This is a genomic window from Bacillus sp. S71 (genome assembly GCF_016625265.1).
GTDB lineage: Bacteria > Bacillota > Bacilli > Bacillales > Bacillaceae_G > Bacillus_A > Bacillus_A cereus.
Window position 1 is genome coordinate 195,813 of record NZ_JACVUW010000001.1, and the last position, 23,005, is coordinate 218,817.

Below are 23,005 nucleotides of genomic sequence, written 5' to 3' on the forward strand. Positions count from 1 at the left end.
TCCATAACAAATAAAAAACTGAGAGTCAATTAGACTCCCAGTTTTTTTATTTATTTTGCTGTATGTTTTCTAACGGCTGGTAATATTTCAGTAGCAATTAATTCAATATTTTTCTCAATTTTATCAAATGGTACACCGCCAAAATCAATTTGTGCCATAAAGCGTTGTTGGCCAAACAATTCATATTGGTAAAGCATTTTCTCAATGATTTGTTGTGGGCTACCAATCATTAAAGCATCGCGGTAATCTATTGCATTTGTAAATTGCTGTTTCGGATACCCACCACCGCGCAGTGTAAGCATACCAGCATTAATGTGAGGGTAATATTCACTAAGTGCATCTTGTGAATTTTTTGCCGTATAAAATAAACTCGTTGTCGCAACTGGTAAACTAGCTGGATCAAATCCACTTTGCTGAGCAGCCTCGCGGTAAGCATCTACTGACACTTTAAAGTTAATTGCTGGGCCACCAAGTGTTGTTATCATCATTGGCACACCTGCACGTCCTGCTTTAATTGCACTAGCTGGCGGTCCACCAACCGCACGCCAAATTGGCAGGTTATTATTTTTAGCTCTAGGGATAACTGAAGCATGCTCAAGTGGTGCTCTGAACTGCCCATTCCATGTTACATGTTCCTCTTTATTAATTTTTAATAAAAGATCCATCTTCTCTTCAAATAACTCTTCATAATCATTCACATCATAACCAAGTAAACTATATCCTCCAATACGAGATCCACGACCAGCTACGATTTCAGCACGACCATTAGAAATCAAGTCAATGGTAGCGAAATCCTCATATACTCGAACTGGGTCAGATGTACTTAATATCGTTGCGGAACTTGCAATTTTTATATTTTTCGTAGCTTGCGCGACCGCACCTAAAATAACTGTATGAGCTTGCGTTGTAAAATGCGTTTGATGACTTTCGCCTACAGCAAACACATCAAGCCCTGCCTCATCTGCTAACTTAGCTGTTTCAATTAGTTCGTGAATTCTTTTTTCTGGCGTAATTTTCTCCCCATTATGTGGATTTAAAACATGATCGCCAATTGAATATAACCCAAACTCAATTCCTTTTCTTGTATCTATACGGTATTTTTCCATAGTTACTCTCCCCTTTAATAATGTAGTATTAGTTTTTCTTCTAAAAACGTTGGTAAGTCAAGTATATCTCCGTATTACCTACCTCATCACTTGATTAGTCAATTGATAAGGTAAAAAAAATTACTCTTGCGGTAATTCTTTTTTTTCGCTATGCTTATGAACTTTCGTCATCAGCTCGTATAATATTTTCTGCTCTTCTTCATTTAATACATCATCAAAAAACGAAGATTGAAATGCAAGTTGCTCTGGCAATGCTCTCTCTAAAGCAGCTTCTCCTTGCTCTGTAAGACTAATTGTTTTCGTTTTCCAATCTTGTTTTCGTACAATATATCCTTCTTTTTCAAGACGAGTTAACATTCGAGAAATGCCACCTTGTGTAACAGTTACCTTTTCAGCTAACTCCATTTGTGTGAGTGGTTGATACGTACGTATTTGCAAAAGCACATCAAATTGAGCTGTCGTTAAATCAAAACGTTTTAAAAACTCATTTGACATTTGATTACTTTGGTTCGTAAATCGTATTAAACGTAACCATATTAATGATCCTATCGTATTATCACGCATGTTTCATCACTTCCTAGCGTTCATCTTACTATCACTTTACTACGCAAGTGATAAAAAAGCAAGATAAAATGTAATAAATATAGCGATAGAGTATTGCATAAATAATGATAAGTAAGAATTCATATAAACATGAATTCTTACTTATCATTATTCTTAACTTTTCATTTCATTCATTACTATATTTAAAGCTGCCATAGCTTTTGGCCAACCAACGTAAAAAGCCATATGTGTTATTAATGCAACCAATTCATTCTCCATAACCCCATTTTGTTTAGCTAGCTTCAGATGAAATTGTAATTGTTCTGTATTACCGAGACTGATTAGTGCTGACACAGTACACAAACTTCTTTCTCTTAATGTTAAAGTGGCATCCCGCCACACTTCCTCAAATAATATCTTTTCACTATAATGAGCAAATGCAGGTGCCATTTCTCTCATTTTCTTTTTAATCTGTACTTCAATAAGTTCATTCTTCATTTTTTTCTCCCTTTATTTTCACCATTTGTGCTATTCCTTGACCAAATGACCAGTTTTCAGCAGCTGTCTCATTTAGTGTAATAAAAATATCCGAAACTTTAACGTCGGAATATTGCGGGATTTTTAAGGATACAGATTGATACAAATCTTTTTTCTGTTGCACCGTTCTTCCCGGTCCACATGTAATAGAAACATAAATCATATTCTCTGTTCTCTTTTCTCCTCTTTCCAACAAATAATATGGATTATATAAAAATTTGTTTTGTTGGTAAGGTAAGAACATTTGAAAATAATCATTTTCAGGGATGTTAAAATGTTCAATTAATGAAAGATGGATACATTCACCCATTTTTTCCAACTCTTCTTCATTTAATATGTTTTCAGAATAATAAATCTTCACAAAAGGCATAGACTTTCATTCCTTTTCTTATTTTTTTATATGCAACAAAATTTCATCGTGAAATGTGTAAAATCTCATATACTGTAACACCCTTAGTCACTACAATATCAGGCTTCTCTTCATAAAACTCAAACCTACTATATCCCCATTTATCCGGATTATAAACGATTACATTCCCTAAACACTTTTCGTTGTTTTGTACATCTTCATTCATAGTGCTTAATTGAGTCCCAATCAGTGTTTTACTTTGAGAAATACTTCCTGCATATTCAACAACATATCTACTTTTCTTAAATCCATCACTTAGATTAACCACTAATGGAACACCTATATGTATTTGTTGCCATCCAAAAGATTGTAAAATGTTATCGTAATACCCTTCAAAGATAAATTTATTCATCCCTTCATGACCATTCCAAATATATAAAGGTGCATAGCAGTTATAAAAATTCCCATCTTTCTCCGTTTCCGTAATTAAATAAGCTTTAAAATTTAGTTCTTGGAAACCATCAGTTTTATAGCCATTATCCTTTACCCTTTTCTTAATAATTTCCATGTCATAATCCTTTGGAAGAATGACCTTATATTGCATTCCAATCATGTTTATCACTCGCTTTCAATCTTATATACATTATGATAACTCGATAAGCGTCTAACGTAAAATAGGTATAAATTATGTTTGGTATCATTTATAATGATAGTGCATAAGGGGCTGAGATACATGGAAATAAATGATCTTATTATATTCAAAACTGTGGCCAGTGAGGGTTCTATTAGTAAAGCTGCTAAAGAGTTAGGATATGTTCAACCGAACGTAACTGAGCGAATCAAAAAATTAGAACAAGAATTAGAAACGCCTTTACTACATAGAGATAACAAAGGTGTTTCCTTGTTACCTGCTGGTGACATTTTATTAGATTACACGAATAAAATATTAACTCTATTAGAAGAAGTAAAAGATGAAATTAAAACGAGTGGTTCTTCTTATATAATAGCGACGTCACAATCTATTTTGACAAATTATTTAAGTAAGCGTATTAAAGCAAATTTCAGAAATTATCAAATATATGTAGAAAGTAGTAGTCATTTGCAAAAATTACTACAGCAACAAAAAGTTGATATGGTCATAACTTATGAGGATTATCCTGACGCATCGTTTAAAAAAGTGTTCACAACCTCAATTTCTGTAGGCTTATTAAAAGCGAAAGAAAAATGTACCATTGATTATTCAAAAGAAATTTTCTTCGTTAGCAATGACAAAAAGTGCCCTTTTAGGAATAAGACAATACAATTTCTAAAAGAAAACAATCTATCTCAGCGACAACTTCAACAGTTGGATTCTTATTCGCTTATGGAAGAGTTTATTGCTGATGGAAAAGGAATAGCTTTTTTACCGATTAAAAATGATACATTAGTAATAATTGAAGATGTTCCCCTTGAGAATTTAGCTGTTCATTTTTTTACGAATCAAACCTTTATAAAGCATATCCCTGATGAACTATTTGATTAATAAAATGACTTTGATTACAAACTTTTTTCAAAATAAAAATCCCTCTTTAACGAATATAAAAGAGGGATTTTTATTTTGTATACAATTGATTTTTCACACGTTTTGCTCCACTTCTGTACTTTTCTCCTTTTTATTCCTTTTAAAACTCTTCAATTTCTTAACCGTCCCAACCAATCCTTTCGGAAAAACGAGTAGCACGATAATATACAATAAACCTAGAATAATCGTCCATCTTTCAAAAATCGGATATTCCGTCGCTAGTTCTGATAAATAATATTTTAGTGATTCAATAATCCCAGACCCAGCAATAGCTCCAATTAATGTTCCCACTCCTCCAATCATTGTCATTAAGAGTGCATTTAGTGTCATTTCAATTGAAAATACAGTCGTATTGACAAAGCGCAATGTAATAACAAATAAACCACCGCTAATTGCAGCTACTATTCCTGCGACTACACTTGCGATTATTTTATAATGGAGGACTTTATATCCAAGTGCTTCAACACGTTGTTCATTTTGTGAAATTGCCTTTAATACTTTCCCAATAGAAGACTTTGTAAAAAGACGTAATAGAATAAAAATGAAGCATAAACATACAAGTGATACATAATAAAAAGTAAAACGATCACGGAATATTTCTGGTACCCCAAATGTAAAACCATCTCCTCCGTGAGTAAGCCCACGCCATTTTTCAGCAAGTACGAAAAACAACTGTGAAATAGCAAGTGTTAACATTGCATAAAAATGACTTTTCAATCGTAAAGAAAGCAAACCAATTATATAACTAACGATTGCTGAAACGATAATTGCAGCTACTATTCCAATTAAAAAGTTCGTTATTGATACGCCTTGTCGATCAAATAAAAGCGCTACCCCATATGCTCCTATCCCAAAGAACATACAATGACCGAACGATACAATTCCTGTATACCCAAGCAATACATCAAAACTCATTGCAAAAATAGCAAAGATGAAGATTTGAGTGAACAAAATTAACAGGCTCCGTGAATCATTTACGAACGGAAATACACTTAAACAAATGAGCATACATACTCCGAAGTATACTTTAATTCGGTCCGATGTGTTGTTCACCATTTCACCCCTTTTCACCAACAAGTCCAGTTGGCTTCACTATTAAGAAAAATAGTAACATTAACATATTAATTGCAAGTGATAAATCTGGTATAAAATACGCTGTAAAAGCACCAGCTAATCCGACAATTAAAGAAGCAATAGCTGAACCTTGTACGCTTCCTAATCCACCGATAATTACTACTATAAATGCTAAAATTGCATACTGCATGCCCATCTCGGCGAAAATAACGCCCGAATACGGTGCTAATAAGAATCCTCCCAAAGCTGCCATCCCTGCTCCTAATAAAAAGACGAAAGAAAATATCGCTTTTACATTAATACCAAGCGCTTGAACCATTTCTTTATCCATTACACCTGCACGAATCATAAGACCTATCTTCGTCTTTTTGAGTAATAGTAGTAGTGCAATGTAAATAATTATCCCAATCAAAATAACAAATAGACGATATTTAATTAATATAATACCTCCGGATGTAAAACTTCCTTGTAACCATAACGGTAATTTTGCACTAATAGGGTTTGGCCCCCAAAATATTTTAATACACTCACTAAGAACGAGCATTCCCCCAAGCGTAACGAGCAGCTGTCGAACATGATTTCCATATACTGGTCTAATAAGAAACCTTTCTAAAATAAATCCTAGGAACATTCCCATAGCTACTGCTCCAACTAAAGCTAATATATAACTTCCTGTCATATTAAATAACCAAACACCTGTAAATGCTCCCCATGCAAATAAACCACCGTGTGCAAAGTTTAAAACGCTCATTAGACCGAAAATAAGTGAAAGACCTGATGCTAACAAAAAAATGAGCATCCCTGTTGAAATCCCATTTACAAATAAATTGATTAACACATCCATCCTTTTCACCTCGGATTCATGTTAAGAGATTCCTAAATATTTATGACACATTTCCTTATCCTTTTTTAATTCATTCATAAAACCGTTATGAACAATTCGTCCGTTATCCATAATGTAAAAATAATCGCCAATTTGACTAGCCATCATAAAATTTTGCTCAACAAGTAAAACTGTTGTTTTCTCTTTCATCTTCAAAATAGCTACCATTAATTTCTCCACCATTATCGGGGATAGTCCTTTGCTCGGTTCATCAATAAGTAATAATCCATCACTATTAATAAACGCTCTTGAAATAACCAACATTTGCTTTTGCCCTCCGCTCAAGAGCCCACTTTTCTTATTCCAAAACTGCTTTAAATCCGGAAATAGTTCCAGCATCCACTCTATTTTCCCTTCTACTTCTTCACCTTTCCCCCTAGCAAGAGCGAATGTTTCTTCTACTGTCAAATCATGAAAAATACCTTGATTTTCTGGTACATACCCTATTCCTTTCCTTGAAATTAAATGTGTAGGTAATCCACTTACTTTTGCACTATCATAATAAATTTCACCATCTGCAATGCGGTGAAACCCCATCACTGAACGTAATGTCGTTGTTTTCCCTGCCCCATTTCTACCAAACAGTACAGTAATCGTCCCTTTCTCAACAGCAAGAGATACTCCTTGCAAAATATGAAACTGATCTAAATACGTTTCTATATTATTCACTTGTAATAGTGCCACTATATAATCCCCCTAAATAAGCACTTTGTACACGCTCATCTTTCATAATTTCTTCTGGCAATCCTTCAGCCAATAACTCTCCATGAAATAAAACGATAAGATGATCTGACAAACCTAGTATCATATCCATTTTGTGTTCGATAAGTACAATTGTGCTCTCTGGATGTTTCTTAATATTTTCAATCACTTGTAATATAGCAGGGACCTCTTCAACCGAAATACCTGCCGTCGGCTCATCAAGTAATAACACATCCGTTTTTAAAGCTAATAACATCGCAAGTTCTAGCTTTCTTTTCTCTCCATGTGCCAAATCTTTCGCTAATACGTTCTCTTTCTCGTGAAGTAATACTGTTTTTAAGAAACGTCTCGCCTCTCCAACTTGTTGCTTTAATTTTGCTGAACTCGGGAAAAAACTATAGTAATCTTGTACGAATGATTGAACACTTAAACGGACATTTTCAAGTACCGTTAATTCTGGGAATATGTTTGTAAGCTGAAAAGAGCGACCGATTCCTAAGCGTGTTCGATCTGAAATCGATAGTTTTGTAATATCTTGCCCTTTAAAATACACTTCACCTGTTGTGGGTGAAATCTGTCCACTTAGTAAATTAAATAATGTTGTCTTCCCCGCACCATTTGGCCCGATAATAGAAATGAGCTTTCCTTTTTGGACAGTTAAATTTACATCTTTAATAACATGATGTTCACCAAAAGATACGCTAAGATTTTTCGTCTCTAGCAAATGTGTCACGAAATCCCTCCCTTTAAAGCCGTGAGTATGAAAGAAATATGTATAAAGAGGGTCCCCCTCTTTATACAAAAACAACAGAAAATTCAGTCTATTTATTTTGAACTGGTGGTTCTGTTTCTTTCATCGTTAATTCTCGCTCTAACACTGGCACCGGATAATCAACACCGTCTTGCTTTTTCAATGTGATAGAATACAGTGTCTGCATCGCTTGGTGGTCCTTCTCTCTAAACTTCATCTTTCCTTTCGGTGTATCAAATTCCATTCCTTCCATTTTCTTAATCAAGGTATCTACATCTGTATCACCTTTTGTTTTCTTTAAGGCTTCTACAATAGAAATTGCTGCTGACATTCCTCCCGCTGTAAACAAATCTGGCACTGCACCATTAAAACGTTTTTTATGCTCTTCAACTAGCCAATCATTCACTTTATTTTTTGGAAGTGTGTGATAATATACAGAAAAACCTTGCATACCTACTAATGCATCCATTGTTTTTAATGCTGGTATATCTGGCGCACCTGTAGAAATTTTAATACCTTGCGCTTCCACATTCATATCTTTCAACTGTTTCCAAGGTGAATTTGCCCCTGCCCAAACGATAAATAAATAATCTGGTTTTGAACTAATGATATTTTGAATATTCGCTGTAAAATCTGTTGAATTTGTATCCGCGTATTGCTCATTCACAATGTTCGCACCTAATTTTTTCGCACCCGCTTTAAATGCAGCAATCCCTTCACGACCAAAAGCGTTATCTGGGGCAAATGTCGCAATCTTTACATCCTTTTTCGCAATTGCTGCTGCTCCTGCAATCGCATCTTGTGAGGAACTTCTTCCAGTTCTAAAAATATATTTATTCCAGTTCTTTCCGGTAATACTATCCGCAACTGCCGGTTCTACAACCATAATCTTTTCATATTCCCCGGCCAGTGGTAAAACCGCTAACGTATCACTTGAACTAGACGATCCAACTAAAAAATCAACTTTCTCTTCTTCTAATAACTTCGTAGCTTTTTTAACTGCTACATCCGCTTTCGTTTCTGTATCTTCTACAACAAACTTAATCTTTTTCCCATCTACTTTCCCAGTTCCACCAGTTGCATAATCTAACCCTAATTCAAATCCGTTCACTGTTTGTTTTCCATACGATTCTAGCGGTCCTGTTAAAGAAGCAAGGACTCCTACCTTAATCGTTTTTTCATCCTCTGTACTTGTTTTCTTTCCTGAACAAGCTGCCGTTATTAATAACGAACCTAAAACACAACCAGTAAACATTGTCTTTAGCCACTTACGTTTTTTCATCGACATTGTGATCCTCCCCATACTTTACTTTCTGATAGAATCAAACACGCCAAAATCCCCTGTCCGTAATCATGACTAACTAATTCGATAGATAATGGAAAACTCTTGTAGTACCCTCTACATTCGGCACAAATATATAATCACCTTCCTATGTAATGGAAACGGACATACAATCAATATATATTCTGCAATCCAATTGAAAATACTGTTTCATTTCAGTAATGACCATACAAAAAGACTAACTTATTTTTAAGTTAGTCTTTTCCCCTTAATTAGAGTTAAGTTCTACTTTCTCTAACCCTTCAGCCAATTGTTTCTTATCTAGTCCTTCTCCTATTACTACTAAGTTTGTCGGGAAACCGAAGTCTTGTTCTAATAAAGTTGGTACTCCGAACGAATATTGGAATAGGTGAGGGTATTTATCTCCATGGAATTTCACAAAACCTTTCACTCGATAAATACTATCTGGTAAATTCGAAAGCCATTCATATAATTTGTCTTGTTCAATCGGTTTCGTAAATTGATACGTCATCGTTTGTATATGTAAATGCTGTTTGACATGTAGTGTCTCATGTTCCTCATCATTTGGAAATTCTGCTTCCTCTATATCTTTTAAAGATATATTGCAATACTTTGTCTCATACATTTTCGCATGATCATTTATTGCCTTTACTTCTTCAAATACTGTGTTCTTATCTTCATCTGTTAGTAAATCTGCTTTATTAACAAGAATGTGACTACCAAATTTCAGTTGCTCATGCAATAGCTGTTGTACATTTGCACTTAATATACTTCGGTTTAACCACCTTACTGCATCTAAAACGACTACAATTGATTTTACTTCCAGAAAAGGAGCTAAAATTGGCGAGACACACGCGTCTAACACTTCAATTGGATGCGCAACACCTGTCGTTTCTATATAAATTACATCTGGTCTTTCTTGTTGGTATAACGAATGTAATTGTATTTCAAGCTCTTCTTTTAACGTACAACAAATACATCCTTTAAGAAGTTCTCTTAAAACATTCTCTTTTCCAATAATATCTGTATCTACCGAGTATTCACCAATTTCATTCATTAATACTGCAACTTTTCTATTCTTCTTTTTCTCTGCTAACAATAAATTTTGTAATAATGTTGATTTTCCACTACCTAAAAAACCACCTAATATATGAATCTCCACTTTATTCATTCAACCGACCATCCATTTCTTTACTTCAAATGTATTCAAAGCGTAATAATTACGATTTATATTTATCATTTTATTAAAAGAATGACCATTTGTAAATATAAGAGATTCACTGTTCATTTACTTCATATGCAACTCTAACTCCAGACTCAATTGCCCCTTGCATCCATCCATGTGTTAATGTCGTATGCTCTCCTGCAAAATGTACTTTTCCAGATGGTGGTGTAATATACGGAAATAACTCGAGCTCTTGGCCTGGTTCGAAAGCTGTAAATGCACCGCAAGAATACGGATTTTTACTCCAGCTAAAAGATGTTCCAGTGACAAACTCACTATAGACGATGTCACCGTATATTTCCGCTAAATTTTTTAATGCGTAACGAATACGATCTCTTTGCGGGAGACTATCCCATGTTAACGCCTCATCTGCCCACGTATAACTTGCTATTACGATAGCTGGTCCTGGAGTATGAATGCCATAACTCGGATAGTATGTAAACCGTATCGGTAAATCAGTAATAGATTTACCGCCACACTGTCCCGCTTTCTCCCAAAATCTACTTTTAAACTCTATTGCAATTTTAGTTGCAGCAATATAATTTAATTCACGAATTGCTCTTTTTTTAAAATAAGAGAATAAATAGTATGGCTGAACTTCTACAAATCTTAACGCTGAAAATGGAATTGTAATAATAGCAAAATCACTTGTTATTGTAAATTGCTCTAACGTTTGTTCATGATTTCCTTGTAACATTACTTTATTATCTTCTTGTATGATTTTATCAACCTTATACGGCATTAAAATATGTTCTCTTAATTGTGGTAAGAATGCATTCGATAACTTATCCATTCCACCAGTTATTTCATAATATTTCGTTGTTGAAGTAAAGAAAATCATTTCACGTAATACTTCAATTAAGGACATTCCCATATAAGCTTCCATATCAAGAAGTACCCCAATCATATCTATTGCACCATCTGAATAATACTCCATTAATAATGAACCAAGCGAATACGTTTTATACTTTTTTTCAACAATAAGCCAGTTTTTATCAGGATCCTTCTTAATATAATTTAGTATTGGTTCTAATACCTCAATCATTAGCTCTTCTGCCGTTTTTCCTTTTTCTTTATCCAAAACCGGATATTCAAGTACACTTGGATCATTTTCAAACACATTCAATCTCGTTTGAATGTTATTCGTATAAATGATATCTGCAAAAGTTTTATTTATAAAAAGGTTTAAAGGTAGTTTAAATTTATGAATATACGCTAAGGTTAACTTATGGGTGTCAGGGATTCTCATCGGTCCCGCATTAAAATATAAACCCACACTAAATGGTTCCCGAATCGTATACACCCTGCCACCTATTCTGTTATTTGCTTCTATAATCGTTACTTCGTGCCCAGCCTCTTTTAATAAAGAACCTGCAACTAATCCAGAAATCCCTGCACCTGCAATCGTAATCCGTTTTGGGTTATTCTTTTTAACAAGCCCTGCATGAATAATATGAAGCATTTCTTCCATTGCTAATGGGTTCCCCATGCCATTTCCCCTTTTACAAAGGATTTTACTGAATTATATTCGGTTCACTGAATTCCTATGTTTTGTTCGCGGATTTGCACGGATACATTTTCAAATACTTGAATATCTTTTATAAAATGTAATAAACTAGATATGACTCTATAGAAGTAAGACGTATTATCTTACATAATAAAATCAATGAAATTGCGAGGAATTTTGAAATGAAAAAAGGTATTAACCGTGTTGTATTAGTAGGAACAGGAGCAGTTGGATGTAGTTATGCTTACTGCATGATTAACCAAGCCGTAGCTGAAGAATTTGTTTTAGTCGATGTAAATGAGGCAAAAGCTGAAGGGGAAGCAATGGATTTAAGTCATGCTGTTCCATTCGCACCAGCTCCAACTAGAGTATGGAAAGGCAGCTACGAAGATTGTAAAGATGCTGACCTTGTAGTTATTACAGCTGGATTACCACAAAAGCCAGGCGAAACACGTTTAGATTTAGTTGAGAAAAACGCTAAAATCTTTAAACAAATCGTTCGCAGTATTATGGATAGCGGATTTGATGGCATCTTCTTAATCGCAACAAACCCTGTAGATATTTTAACTTACGTAACTTGGAAAGAATCTGGTTTACCGAAAGAACGTGTAATCGGTTCTGGTACAACGCTTGATTCTGCTCGTTTCCGCTATATGTTAGGTGAGTACTTCGATATTGGTCCACACAACATTCACGCTTATATTATCGGAGAACACGGCGATACTGAACTTCCTGTTTGGAGTCATGTTTCCGTTGGTATCCAAAAACTACAAACACTGCTTGAAAAAGACAACACGTATAATCAAGAAGATTTAGACAAAATTTTCATAAACGTCCGTGATGCAGCTTACCATATTATTGAGCGTAAAGGCGCAACTTATTATGGTATCGGTATGTCACTTCTACGTGTTACAAAAGCAATTTTAAACGACGAAAATAGTGTATTAACTGTATCAGCTTACTTAGAAGGTCAATATGGTCAAAAAGATGTTTATATCGGGGTGCCTGCTGTTTTAAATCGCGGCGGTGTTCGTGAAATTTTAGAGGTTGAATTAAGTGAAGAAGAAGAATTAAAATTCGATCACTCTGTTCAAGTATTAAAAGAAACAATGGCTCCGGTTCTTTAATTAAGATAAAAAGCAATCCAATTTATTTTGGATTGCTTTTTTATCTTAATTATCCCCTATGACCTTTTAATGATTTTCTATCATTTCTTATTTTTTAGTCGCATCCTCATTATTTATATCAAGTACATCTAATAAAAAGATAAAGATTGGTATCCCGATAATAAGCCCCCATATTCCGAGGAAATGCTCTGAGAAGATGAGAATCATAAATGTATAAAAGATTGGTAAATTTGTTTTTGCAGACATAAACTTCGGATTTAAAAAATAACTTTCAAGAGCATGGATTACTGTTATGAACACGAGTATGTATACTACGTACATAACTCCGCCTACGTTGTAAGCAATGATACAAAGTGGAAACAAAGAAATAATCACACCAGCAACAGGAATCAACCCTAGTAAGAAAACCATAACAGCTAATACAAGTAGCTGTGGAAATCCTAAAACAATTAATGCAATGACAGTAAGAATACAATTTACAACGGCAATTAAAAACTGAGCTTCAATTACTTTTCCGAACGATCTTGCAAATCTTTCACCAAAATATGCAATTTCCTCATAAAAGATTTTTAACTTACTATCTTTAAACTTAGATGTGAATGTAATAATACGCTCTTTTTCTAATAAGAAAAATAAGCTTAAAATTAGAGATAATAATATTTGTAAACTTACCTTCCCTATATTTGCTATTGATTGATATATGACATCTACACCTTGTTCTATATATTTTGATACTTCCATCCCATTAATTGTCGAAAGTACATATTTAACGATTTCATTATCAGGTGGATTTTGAAAAAATAGTTTAAATTGATAAATTAATTGTGAAATTTGTATCGTCAGCACAGGTAAATATTTATATAACGTTGTGCCTATAAAGGAAACTAGTATTATATACAAACATGCAATAACAATTTTCCGGTTTACTTTCAATTTCCTTGAAATAAAACGTTGAAATCGATCCATTAAAAACGTCAGTATAAACGTAATTAATATTAAATTGATCATACTTTTTAATGCATATAATACAAGCGCTACTATTATTAAAACGAGAAACCGTTGAAACCCTCTACTTCGAAAAAAACTCTTTACTTCATTCATTAAGAATTAACCTCCCCCTTCAATGGATGGAAATTGAATATATTACATTTTATGAACTCCTATAGACAATCTTTCTTACTAATTAAGAAGAATCCTTTTTTTCTTCTCATATTGTTAGATTCGTTTAATTGGAATCCACCAACATATTTCGGTGGACTCCAGTTATTTTTCGTATAATCTTTTTATAAACTAGGTGATTTTCTATTTTTAGACTGCTGTTCATACGCATATCCCATATTGAAAAGCTCTCTTTCACCAAACTGTTTCCCTACAAACACTACACCGATTGGTTCTCCATTTTTATCATATCCAGCAGGAACCGCTAATTCCGGATAACCAGCTACAGCTGATAGAAGAACTTCATCGTTATTAATCATAACTAGAGCATCCAAACCTTTTTCTACTAAATACCTATCTAGCTCTTTTTTTGCATTTGCTTGACTCGTTTGTACTACGTTTTCGAACTCTTCTTTCGTTATAGCAGATTTTTCAGACCCCTCAATTAATGTTTGTCCGTATTTTATTCGTCTTTTACTATCCTTTTTAGTGAACTACTCACCACTTAACGTCCTTACGGGCTGTTTGAAGTGGGAGCTTCTTGGGAAGTAGATACTTTTATTAGCTATCTATATTTACCAAGCTATAAGGGTAGTACCTACCCCTAAAGAAAATACCAATTACGTGGCTAATTTTAGTAAGTTTATACTTGCGTTTACATCTCTATCATGATGGCTATTGCATTCAGGGCAAGTCCACTCTCTAAGGCTTAGATTCTTGACTTCCTTATTTTTATAACCACAGCAAGAACACAATTGACTACTCGCATAATTCTTAGGTGCGACTATCAAATCGCGACCTTTCCATATTGCTTTATAGTCAAGGAGCTCTCTGAATGTAGCCCAAGATACTTCACTGATTGCTTTTGCTAATTTGTAATTCTTTTGCATGTTCTTCACTTTCAAGTCCTCAATCACAATTACTTGGTTTTCGTTTGTGATTTCATTGCTTATCTTGTGAAGAAAATCATTGCGTTGATTCGCAATCTTCTCATGAAGTCTTGCAACTTGTAACCTGGCCTTGTTTCTATTGTTTGAACCTTTCTTTTTACGCGACAAAGAGCGCTGCAGAAGAGCTAATCTTCTTTCGGCTTTTCTCAACCATTTAGGGTTCTCATATTTCTTGCCATTAGACAATATTGCAAAGTCTTTTAGCCCAACATCAATACCAACTTTTGCATCAACTTTAGGAAACAATTGCTCATTTTCTTCTACTAAAATCGATACAAAGTATTTACCAGTAGGTGTTTGAGACACTGTAGTAGACTTAATTAATCCAAAGAATTGTCTGTGCTGTTTAATCTTTACCAAGGTCTTTAGTTTGGGCAGCTTGATATAACCACTCTCAATGTAAATCGTGCCTTTTTGGTTATTTGTTGTATAACTACGGTGGTTATCTTTCTTACTTTTGAATTTCGGGAATCCAATAGATTTATCCCGGAAAAAGTTAGCGTATGCTTTATTCAAATTCATTTGAGCATTCGCTAACGCAAGACTATCAACTTCCTTTAGGAATGGAAATTCAGCCTTATATTGTGCAGGCGTAGGATATGTAACAGATCTATCAAGTGTATCCTGTGATTCTTGATAAGATTTGATTCTATCTGCAAGCATCTTGTTGTATACAAATCGAACACATCCAAATGTTTTTGAGAAAAACATTTGTTGTTCTTTATTTGGATAGATACGATATTTGTATGATTTTAACATTTCCTACACCTCACTTTTCCCTTGATTTTCAATATATTTCTTTACTACATCTATCGGTGGAGCACCCGTAGTAATCAAGCAAAAGCTTCTTGACCAAAATATTTCTTTCCAAAGTTTCTTTCTCACATGGGGAAAGTCTCTCTTGATGAGTCAAGAACTTGCACTTTTATAAGCATTAATGAACTTTGTCATTTCTGTATTCGGATGTGCCTTGAATAAGATATGCACATGGTCTACATCATGATTCCATTCAACTAATGTGATGTTATAGTTTTCAGATAATCGGACAAACATGTCTTTTGCATAGTCTGACATATCATCATCAAATACATTTCTTCTGTATTTCACGACCAATACAAGGTGATAATACAACAAGAACACTGAATGATTATTGCTATCTAACTTCATTGATATACCAACCTTCCCCTCTATAAGACTGATTATATCGGGGGGGTGAAAATAAAAGGCAAAGCCTTTTGGCTGCGCAAAACCGAAATTCATCTCCCACATATCGTTGGGCTATGCCCTTCACACGCCCCAGGAAGGAGAATTCTTTCGGGAAATTCGTTAAACGCCATAATCTCTTCTAACGATTTTACCGGTACGTTTTTTGCTGCGAAAGATAATCGTTAACACTCTATTTTTAGAGTATAAGATACACTCAGGTTCTTTGAAAAATAGTTTTTATATACGTGATATCCGCCGGCACACGCTAATAAGACAATGCCTCCAGTGATAGACAGCGTTACCTTTACCCATTTCTTCATGTTGCTTCCTCCACTCTATAAGATGCTTAGCTATACAAAAAAGAGAGTTACCTTTTACTTAACTCTCTCCAATCAAAATGCTAAATAAAAAAATGAAAGATTTCAATCTAATTACTTCTTTTTTTGCATTTGCTTTGCTAACATTTCTTTCACTTGATTATACGTTAATCCTGAATTTTTATTTAAACGCTTTACTTCCTCAACATCAGTACCTACCACTGTATATTTTTTCTCATCATTCATTTTTCTAATTCCCTTCTCACCGTATTATTTCTTATATTTCTTCCCTAAATGCGCATAAATTAACACCACTACAAAAAAGGAAGCTGTTTTTAAACACAGCTTCCTTCTCGTTACATATTGTATTTCTTAATAAAATTTCACTACATCTTCAGTAGGCAAGAACGTTCTTTCTGCTGGTTGTTCGTTTGGTTCACCAAATGGCATTTGACCTACTAAGCTCCACTCTGCCGGAATGTTCCAAGTTTCTTTCACTTCAGCATCTACGATTGGGTTGTAATGTTGTAATGACGCCCCAATTCCTTCAGCAGATAATAGCATCCACACAGTATGTTGTAACATCGCATTTCCTTGATGAGACCAGAATGGGAACTGATCTTTGTATAATGGGGCATTTTCTTGCATTTTTTCTACAGTTGCTTGATCTTCAAAGAATAGAACTGTTCCTACACCTGCATGGAAGCCTTTTAGTCTTTCTACAGTCGCCTCAAAATTTTCTGCTGGTACGCGGGCTCTTAGTGTTTCTTTCACAATATCCCAAAACTTTTCATGCTCTCCATCCATTAATACAACCATACGACCACTTTGCATATTGAAAGATGTTGGTGCGTGTAAAGCTGTTTTTAACACTTCTTCAATTCTTTCTTTCGTAATTGCATCGTTTTTTGTTACTTTACGAATCGAACGGCGGTTCACGATTGCTTCTTTTAAGTTTGTTGTAGTTGCTGACATTTTAATTCCTCCAAATGTTTGTTTTATAATTTATTTTGTTATTTCATAACAAGCGAATTAGCAATATCCATCGGTATTACATTGCATACCTTCAAATGAATTTGTTTTATCCTTTTCAATTTCTTTATCAATGACCCTTTCTAGTGTTTCTTTACTAGCAAGCCCTTGAATGACTTCATCTCCAATCATGACAGTTGGAACAGCCATAATATTCGCTTCATCATATGCGTGCTGAATTGCTTCTTGATGCTTTTCTTTATATTTACGAGTTACTAAAGCAGCTTTAAATTCCGCCTCAGGAAGTCCTACTTCTACCGCTAATTTTGTTAACACATCAATATCTTCAATGTTTTGCTCTTCTTGGAAAAATGCTGTGAATACGCGGTGATGATACTCATTACCTAGTCCATGTTCTTTCGCAAATTGACATCCTTCGAAAGCTAAATGTGTATATGGATGTGGTGAAACACGTGGCAAGCGCATATCAATTCCTAACTTCTTCGCTGTCGGAAGAATGAAAGCATCCCATGAACCTAATTTTTCTGGCTCATTCCATGGATCTATTTTTGAATATGGACTTGGACGTAATTCAAATGGCATCCATTCAATCTCTACATCTTTCTCTTTCGCTACCTCATCTAATGGACCTTTTGCTAAAAAACAAAACGGACATATAAAATCTGAGTATACTTTCATTTTTACAGTCATAACTTTTACACCTTACCTTTATAGTTGTAATCAAATCAGTTACATTAATGATAAAAAAATATAAATATTATTTAAACATTCATTTTTTCTTGCAAAGTTTCAAACAACTGCCCCATCGTAATATTTCTCAAAACTTCTTCCATCGCAGATTGTGCTTGAATTAAAATAATTTCTAACACCGCTTGAATGTTCGCCCCAATTGGACAATCTGGATTCGGTTGCTCGTGAATATGAAATAGCTTGTCTTCTTCGACTACGTTCACTGCATGATACACATCTAACAATGTGATTTCATGTAAATCCTTTAGTAATCCCGCGCCACCCGGTCCACGATTTACGTAAACAAAGCCAGCTTGTTTCAAGTACGACATCATTTTACGAATGACTACCGGATTCGTATTTACACTTTCAGCCATATAGTCTGAAGTACAAAGTGAAGATGGATTGTTTTTCAAAATAGATAAAATATGAACAGCTATGGAAAAGCGGCTACTAATTTTCATCGTAATCACCACCTCGATGTAATCATTATAGTTACAACTAAAAAATAAGTCAATCCTTTTCATAGATTTTTTATAAGCAAATTAAAAAGTGCCCCATTATGATATATGAGACACCCCTTTTTATTCTGCAAATAGCGATTGAAATTCTTCAATAAATAGCTGTACAGCGATTGAAGAATCCTTTAATGAAGGAACAGCTAAAGCAATTTCTCTCCATACTTGCGGTTCCAACTCTCTCGTTTGCACATTCTGTGGTAAATTCGTTAAAGATAATTCAGCTAATATTGCAATACCTAGCCCTTCTTGAATCATATTTAAAGCGGTAGTAACGGTAGAAATTACATACTCAGCCCGAAGTGGTACGTTGGCTTGTTTAAACATATCAATGATGGGTGGTTCGTATCCGCCCTTACATAATATGATCGGTTCATTCTCCAAATCACGAATTGTAATAGAGTCCTTCTTACAAAGAGGATGATCCTCTCTTAAGATAGCAACCATTTTTCCCTTCGTTAACGGGACAATCTCCATCTCTTTATTAGGCAAAATAACAATTCCTATATCAACAACCCTCGATATTAACCAATCTTCAACTTCTTTAATTGTTCCTTCGCAAAGAACGACCTCTAAGCTCGGATACTTCTCCTTAAAATGGTTTATCATTTTCGGTAAGAAATGTGCAGAAGCACTCGGAAAACTCCCAATTCGAATCGTCCCCACTTCGTGTCCTTTCTCCATCGCAACTTCTTGTTCAATCTTCTCTACACCGTTCAAAATCTCTCTAATATGTACAAGAATTCTGTTTCCTACATCCGTAATGAGTAATCCTTGTCGTTTATCACGTATAAGAATCGTAACTCCTAACTCTGACTCAATACTTGAAATGGCATGACTTACAGCTGGCTGCGTCATATTTAACACCCTGGCAGCCTTCGTAAAACTACCTAACTCAATAGTTTTTATTAATACTTGCAGTTGTGTAATGGTCATAACTAATCACTTATACTCCTTATAAAAAAGATTCATTTTATTTATTACATTCGATATCATATCATAGTGAAATGAATAACAACAAGGAGGTCTTACCGTGACACAGCTTTCTCGAACTAAGACGGCCATAATCCTTACCTTCCTCGTTTTTATGTGGGGAATCAATTGGCCTTTATCTAAGTTTGCCCTGCATTATACACCACCCGTTTTATTTGCAGGCGTTCGAACTTTAATTGGAGGATTCATTTTACTCCTTTTCGCTCTACCCAAATATAAAGAATTACATTTAAAAGAAACATGGCATTTATACGTTATTTCTTCTTTACTTAACATCATTATATTTTACGGGTTACAAACTGTTGGTCTTCAATATATGCCTGCTGGTCTATTTTCCGCTATCGTATTTTTACAACCTGTTTTACTTGGTATTTTCTCATGGATATGGCTTGAAGAAACAATGTACGGTTTAAAAATTTTCGGGCTTGTACTCGGATTTATTGGTGTAGGTGTTATTAGCTCTAGTAGTTTAACTGGACATATTTCTGTCATTGGCATTCTTCTTGCATTAGGATGTGCGATTGGCTGGGCACTTGGAACAGTATTTATTAAGAAAACTGGTCACCGTGTGAATGCCATTTGGATGGTAACAATTCAGCTTCTTATCGGTGGTCTTTGTTTAATCGGATTTGGCTCAGAATTTGAAAGTTGGTCTAGTATTGCTTGGAGTATGCCATTTGTTAGTGTACTACTCTTTATTTCATTCTTTGTTATTGCAATGGGGTGGCTTGCATACTTCACACTCGTTGGAGCTGGTGAAGCGAGTAAAGTAGGGGCTTATACATTCCTTATTCCCCTTATCGCTATTATTGTAAGTTCAATCTTCTTACATGAAGCCATTACAATGAGCTTATTTATTGGCCTATTATTTATTGTTGTGAGCATTTGTTTTGTAAATATAAAGCCGAAAACACATGCTGTAGGGCAGCAGGTTGAAGTGAAATAAATATGAGAAAGAGCCTACTATTTGTAGGCTCTTTTTTATATCTTATTTTTTACGACGCACTACAAAAACACACGTACCTAACGAAGATACAATCGCCAAAATAGATAAAACAATTGCTATCAATTGCATATTACTAGTACCTTCATTCTTTTCTACATTAGATACTTCACCATGTTCTCCTGTTAATGACGTACCTTTTGCAATTGTTGTAAGTGAATGTGGTTTTTCAGCTTTTTCATCGCCCGTCCATTCAACAATTTCTCCGTCTTTATATTGTTGATATGCATCCCAAGCTATTTTTTGCTCTTTATCCGGATTTTTAGCGACGAAAGTAAATCGCTGGAACTGACCAGGTGAAATCCCTTCTCCTGTTGCTTCCCATACTACAGTTTTTACTTTTCCAGCATTATCTTTTTGTTCTTCCACTTTCCATCCTGGCACTGGTTCATACTGTTGGAACTCTACTCCAGAAGGTATTTTCAATGTAACTTTTGTCGTTGCTACATTCTTTTCAACTGGTACTTTTATCGTGTAAGTCTCCCAAGAGCCGATGTCAGAAGTTGCTGGCTTCACAGTGACGTGCGCACTAACAGGTAACGAAAAAATTCCCATTGCAATTACTGTTGCGATCATTGTTGTTCCTAATTTTTTTATGCGTTTCATTTTCAATTAGCTCCTTTTTATCTATACCTACTCTTTATCCCGCTATTCGCCGGGCAGCCCAATTGATGAGGGCTGCTTAAAGTTTCACTTTATCTGCCACCTACAATAAATTTATAATCCGTATCGAAGCTATCAAGCGATTTCGTTAATCCATGTACTTGTATATTCCAGTTGCCTGTCATGTTAATATACATACCTTCTGCTTCATATTCTCCCGGTGAAACTGCCGAAACTTTAAATGATCCTTTTCCCATATTCATATCTAACGATTGAGTCGTTAATATGATTTGTTCCATATCAGTAACAGGTTGTCCGTTCTCATCCTTTAAAGTAATATGGAATATATTTTGTCCTACTCTATTAGGACTTACATTTAGCGTCATTTCATATCCATTATCCAATTGTTTACTCTCTGTAAAAGGTCCAGTAGGAGGCATGGGTGGGGTTTGTACGTTTGTCATAAAAGCTACGATTACAAAAATGATAATTCCAATGATAAACTCTACTTTCACCGTAGCACCTAATCCTTGCTCCGCTCTCATTTTCCCTTTCACATAATGAATAATTCCTAATATCCCCATGAAAATGAATAAAAGTATCTTTGCTAATAAAGCTAATCCATACTTTGTATCAAATAACGAGTGGATTGTTGGAATAAAAAATGTACTGTTAAAAAGACCTGTTATTAAAATCACAATGACAGCACATATTGCCCACGGTGAAAAACGCTTAATCATATCCCAATACATACTCCACTTATCATCCTCTTTACGTAAAAGAAGAATAATAGATGATAGACCACCAATCCATAATGAAGCTGCGAATAAATGTAAAAAATCCATAACAACAGCAATTTCTTTAAACTTTGAACCATATGCGTGACTATTACATGCTTTCATAACAAGTAGCCCAATAAACAATACTATTGGAACGCTCCATACTTGAAACGACGACAGCTTCTCACGCCTCATCGCAAAATACGTAACGATTATAAGCGAACTAATAAGAGTCATTTGAGTAATCCATATATAACCAAAGACAGAAAGCTGTAATGTTTCTTTTAATAGTAAAGGATTGAATGCTTCTAGCCATGAAACATCCGCATTTATTTTCGCTTGTAGTGGTAGATTGAATAACAAACTAATCAATATCCCAAATAAGGAGATCCATATTATGTTCTTACTCCTTGATCGTACCGAGGTTGCATTACCCTTATACATAATAAGATTAAAGAAGAGAACTCCTATAAATAGTGAGAAACTTGTATATAAAATTCCACGTTCCATAATCATATCAATTTGCGGGACATACCCCATCTCTTCTACCTTTACATCGTCTACTCCCGCTTCTGCTAATCCAATACGGAATGGAATAACTCCTTGAATTGGATGGCCATCAGCTGAAATCACTTTCCACTGAATAGAGTAGAGACCGTTTTTGAGATTCTCTTTTAATCCGGCTTCTAATAGCTTTTTATTATTTTTATCAATATGAGCATCTTTTAAATCGACCCTTTTACCTGATGTATCTCTCACGTACAATGTATTAAAACTTGAAACTTGTATATCCTCATCGAATTCAATTTTCACAACAGATGGTGCTTTCTTCAATGTTTCATTTTCAGCAGGGTTTGATTTCACAACGTACGCATGAGCAGATGCACTTTTCGGTATCAATATGATAAGCACACATGCAAGTAATAGCCATGTCCCTAATCGTCTCATTACTTTCACACTCATTTCACTTCTTTCTTCTTTATACACTTTCATTACTTTTAACTACCTAATCTTAATCATCTGGCGAAATATTAACCTTATTAAGTATAAATTTCTGCACAGTATGACTCTTAACTTCTCCCCACCTC

At 34.7% G+C, this 23,005-nt stretch carries 24 protein-coding genes and 2 pseudogenes; 3 read left to right on the forward strand and 23 right to left on the reverse strand.

All coding sequences use genetic code 11. The features are described 5' to 3' along the window. Positions 1 to 50 precede the first annotated feature (50 nt). From IBT51_RS01030 to IBT51_RS01050, 5 genes are all read right to left on the reverse strand, one after another. A complete protein-coding gene (locus IBT51_RS01030; protein WP_000417549.1) occupies positions 51 to 1,106 on the reverse strand; it encodes an LLM class flavin-dependent oxidoreductase in 1,056 nt (351 codons plus the stop codon). 120 nt (positions 1,107 to 1,226) lie between these two features. After that, a complete protein-coding gene (locus IBT51_RS01035) occupies positions 1,227 to 1,670 on the reverse strand; it encodes a MarR family winged helix-turn-helix transcriptional regulator (protein WP_001205523.1) in 444 nt (147 codons plus the stop codon). A gap of 153 nt (positions 1,671 to 1,823) precedes the next feature. Then, positions 1,824 to 2,147 carry a carboxymuconolactone decarboxylase family protein gene (locus tag IBT51_RS01040; protein WP_075719618.1) on the reverse strand — a complete coding sequence of 108 codons (324 nt, stop codon included), beginning with the start codon at positions 2,145 to 2,147 and terminating at the stop codon, positions 1,824 to 1,826. Continuing rightward, positions 2,137 to 2,556, reverse strand: a complete 420-nt coding sequence (locus IBT51_RS01045) for a tautomerase family protein (RefSeq protein WP_078400347.1) — start codon at positions 2,554 to 2,556, stop codon at positions 2,137 to 2,139. The genes IBT51_RS01040 and IBT51_RS01045 overlap by 11 nt, the downstream gene beginning before the upstream one ends. Positions 2,557 to 2,599: 43 nt before the next feature. Continuing rightward, complete coding sequence (locus IBT51_RS01050) at positions 2,600 to 3,148, reverse strand: DUF4865 family protein (RefSeq protein WP_053564740.1); 549 nt, start codon at positions 3,146 to 3,148, stop codon at positions 2,600 to 2,602. A 120-nt stretch (positions 3,149 to 3,268) separates the two neighbouring features. Between IBT51_RS01050 and IBT51_RS01055 the strand changes: the two genes are divergently transcribed. Beyond that, a complete protein-coding gene (locus IBT51_RS01055; protein WP_088025301.1) occupies positions 3,269 to 4,057 on the forward strand; it encodes a LysR family transcriptional regulator in 789 nt (262 codons plus the stop codon). Positions 4,058 to 4,150: 93 nt separating this feature from the next. On the opposite strand, the gene IBT51_RS01060 is transcribed toward IBT51_RS01055, so the two are convergent. The 7 genes from IBT51_RS01060 to IBT51_RS01090 all read right to left on the reverse strand — a co-directional run bounded on the left by IBT51_RS01060 (position 4,151) and on the right by IBT51_RS01090 (position 11,523). Then, entirely contained in the window at positions 4,151 to 5,104 is a 954-nt protein-coding gene (locus IBT51_RS01060) for a branched-chain amino acid ABC transporter permease (RefSeq protein ID WP_002083259.1), read from the reverse strand. A 49-nt stretch (positions 5,105 to 5,153) separates the two neighbouring features. Beyond that, the gene (locus IBT51_RS01065) at positions 5,154 to 6,014 is read right to left on the reverse strand and encodes a branched-chain amino acid ABC transporter permease (RefSeq protein ID WP_000382788.1); all 861 of its coding nucleotides are present in this window, start codon (positions 6,012 to 6,014) and stop codon (positions 5,154 to 5,156) included. A 21-nt stretch (positions 6,015 to 6,035) separates the two neighbouring features. Next, positions 6,036 to 6,737: an ATP-binding cassette domain-containing protein gene (locus tag IBT51_RS01070; RefSeq protein ID WP_200457918.1), complete on the reverse strand. Its 702-nt coding sequence runs from the start codon at positions 6,735 to 6,737 to the stop codon at positions 6,036 to 6,038. Then, positions 6,715 to 7,488 (reverse strand): ABC transporter ATP-binding protein, encoded by a 774-nt coding sequence (locus tag IBT51_RS01075; RefSeq protein ID WP_000149328.1) that lies wholly within the window; start codon positions 7,486 to 7,488, stop codon positions 6,715 to 6,717. The genes IBT51_RS01070 and IBT51_RS01075 overlap by 23 nt, the downstream gene beginning before the upstream one ends. A gap of 88 nt (positions 7,489 to 7,576) precedes the next feature. Then, complete coding sequence (locus tag IBT51_RS01080; protein ID WP_000062000.1) at positions 7,577 to 8,794, reverse strand: substrate-binding domain-containing protein; 1,218 nt, start codon at positions 8,792 to 8,794, stop codon at positions 7,577 to 7,579. 262 nt (positions 8,795 to 9,056) lie between these two features. Continuing rightward, on the reverse strand, positions 9,057 to 9,980 hold the full coding sequence (locus tag IBT51_RS01085; protein WP_001044943.1) for a CobW family GTP-binding protein: 924 nt from the start codon (positions 9,978 to 9,980) through the stop codon (positions 9,057 to 9,059). Between the two features lie 106 nt (positions 9,981 to 10,086). Beyond that, the gene (locus IBT51_RS01090; protein ID WP_075719609.1) at positions 10,087 to 11,523 is read right to left on the reverse strand and encodes a flavin monoamine oxidase family protein; all 1,437 of its coding nucleotides are present in this window, start codon (positions 11,521 to 11,523) and stop codon (positions 10,087 to 10,089) included. 200 nt (positions 11,524 to 11,723) lie between these two features. On the opposite strand from IBT51_RS01090, the gene IBT51_RS01095 reads away from it, so the two are divergent. After that, the gene (locus tag IBT51_RS01095; protein WP_000715322.1) at positions 11,724 to 12,668 is read left to right on the forward strand and encodes an L-lactate dehydrogenase; all 945 of its coding nucleotides are present in this window, start codon (positions 11,724 to 11,726) and stop codon (positions 12,666 to 12,668) included. Positions 12,669 to 12,755: 87 nt separating this feature from the next. Here IBT51_RS01095 and IBT51_RS01100 read toward each other — a convergent pair whose 3' ends face one another. From IBT51_RS01100 to IBT51_RS01135, 9 genes and pseudogenes are all read right to left on the reverse strand, one after another. Then, the gene (locus IBT51_RS01100; protein WP_001006602.1) at positions 12,756 to 13,769 is read right to left on the reverse strand and encodes an AI-2E family transporter; all 1,014 of its coding nucleotides are present in this window, start codon (positions 13,767 to 13,769) and stop codon (positions 12,756 to 12,758) included. Between the two features lie 182 nt (positions 13,770 to 13,951). Continuing rightward, positions 13,952 to 14,320 (reverse strand): annotated as a pseudogene (locus IBT51_RS01105) (amidase family protein); the annotation flags it as partial. Positions 14,321 to 14,446: 126 nt separating this feature from the next. After that, positions 14,447 to 15,535 carry an IS200/IS605 family element RNA-guided endonuclease TnpB gene (gene tnpB, locus IBT51_RS01110; protein ID WP_078400343.1) on the reverse strand — a complete coding sequence of 363 codons (1,089 nt, stop codon included), beginning with the start codon at positions 15,533 to 15,535 and terminating at the stop codon, positions 14,447 to 14,449. A 3-nt stretch (positions 15,536 to 15,538) separates the two neighbouring features. Further along, positions 15,539 to 15,943, reverse strand: a pseudogene (gene tnpA / locus IBT51_RS01115) (IS200/IS605 family transposase). 470 nt (positions 15,944 to 16,413) lie between these two features. Continuing rightward, entirely contained in the window at positions 16,414 to 16,545 is a 132-nt protein-coding gene (locus IBT51_RS27185) for a hypothetical protein (protein WP_000997344.1), read from the reverse strand. A 126-nt stretch (positions 16,546 to 16,671) separates the two neighbouring features. Next, positions 16,672 to 17,274 carry a nitroreductase family protein gene (locus IBT51_RS01120; protein ID WP_001277021.1) on the reverse strand — a complete coding sequence of 201 codons (603 nt, stop codon included), beginning with the start codon at positions 17,272 to 17,274 and terminating at the stop codon, positions 16,672 to 16,674. A gap of 57 nt (positions 17,275 to 17,331) precedes the next feature. Further along, on the reverse strand, positions 17,332 to 17,982 hold the full coding sequence (locus IBT51_RS01125; protein ID WP_000216664.1) for a DsbA family oxidoreductase: 651 nt from the start codon (positions 17,980 to 17,982) through the stop codon (positions 17,332 to 17,334). 71 nt (positions 17,983 to 18,053) lie between these two features. Next, positions 18,054 to 18,485, reverse strand: a complete 432-nt coding sequence (locus IBT51_RS01130) for an Rrf2 family transcriptional regulator (RefSeq protein WP_042515328.1) — start codon at positions 18,483 to 18,485, stop codon at positions 18,054 to 18,056. A 120-nt stretch (positions 18,486 to 18,605) separates the two neighbouring features. Continuing rightward, positions 18,606 to 19,475, reverse strand: a complete 870-nt coding sequence (locus IBT51_RS01135) for a LysR family transcriptional regulator (protein WP_200457919.1) — start codon at positions 19,473 to 19,475, stop codon at positions 18,606 to 18,608. A 97-nt stretch (positions 19,476 to 19,572) separates the two neighbouring features. Here IBT51_RS01135 and IBT51_RS01140 point away from each other — a divergent pair, with 97 nt between their 5' ends. Beyond that, entirely contained in the window at positions 19,573 to 20,478 is a 906-nt protein-coding gene (locus IBT51_RS01140) for an EamA family transporter (protein WP_200457920.1), read from the forward strand. 42 nt (positions 20,479 to 20,520) lie between these two features. Here IBT51_RS01140 and IBT51_RS01145 read toward each other — a convergent pair whose 3' ends face one another. Further along, on the reverse strand, positions 20,521 to 21,141 hold the full coding sequence (locus IBT51_RS01145; protein WP_078400340.1) for a YcnI family copper-binding membrane protein: 621 nt from the start codon (positions 21,139 to 21,141) through the stop codon (positions 20,521 to 20,523). 89 nt (positions 21,142 to 21,230) lie between these two features. Then, entirely contained in the window at positions 21,231 to 22,880 is a 1,650-nt protein-coding gene (locus tag IBT51_RS01150) for a copper resistance CopC/CopD family protein (protein WP_140155564.1), read from the reverse strand. Positions 22,881 to 23,005 lie beyond the last annotated feature (125 nt).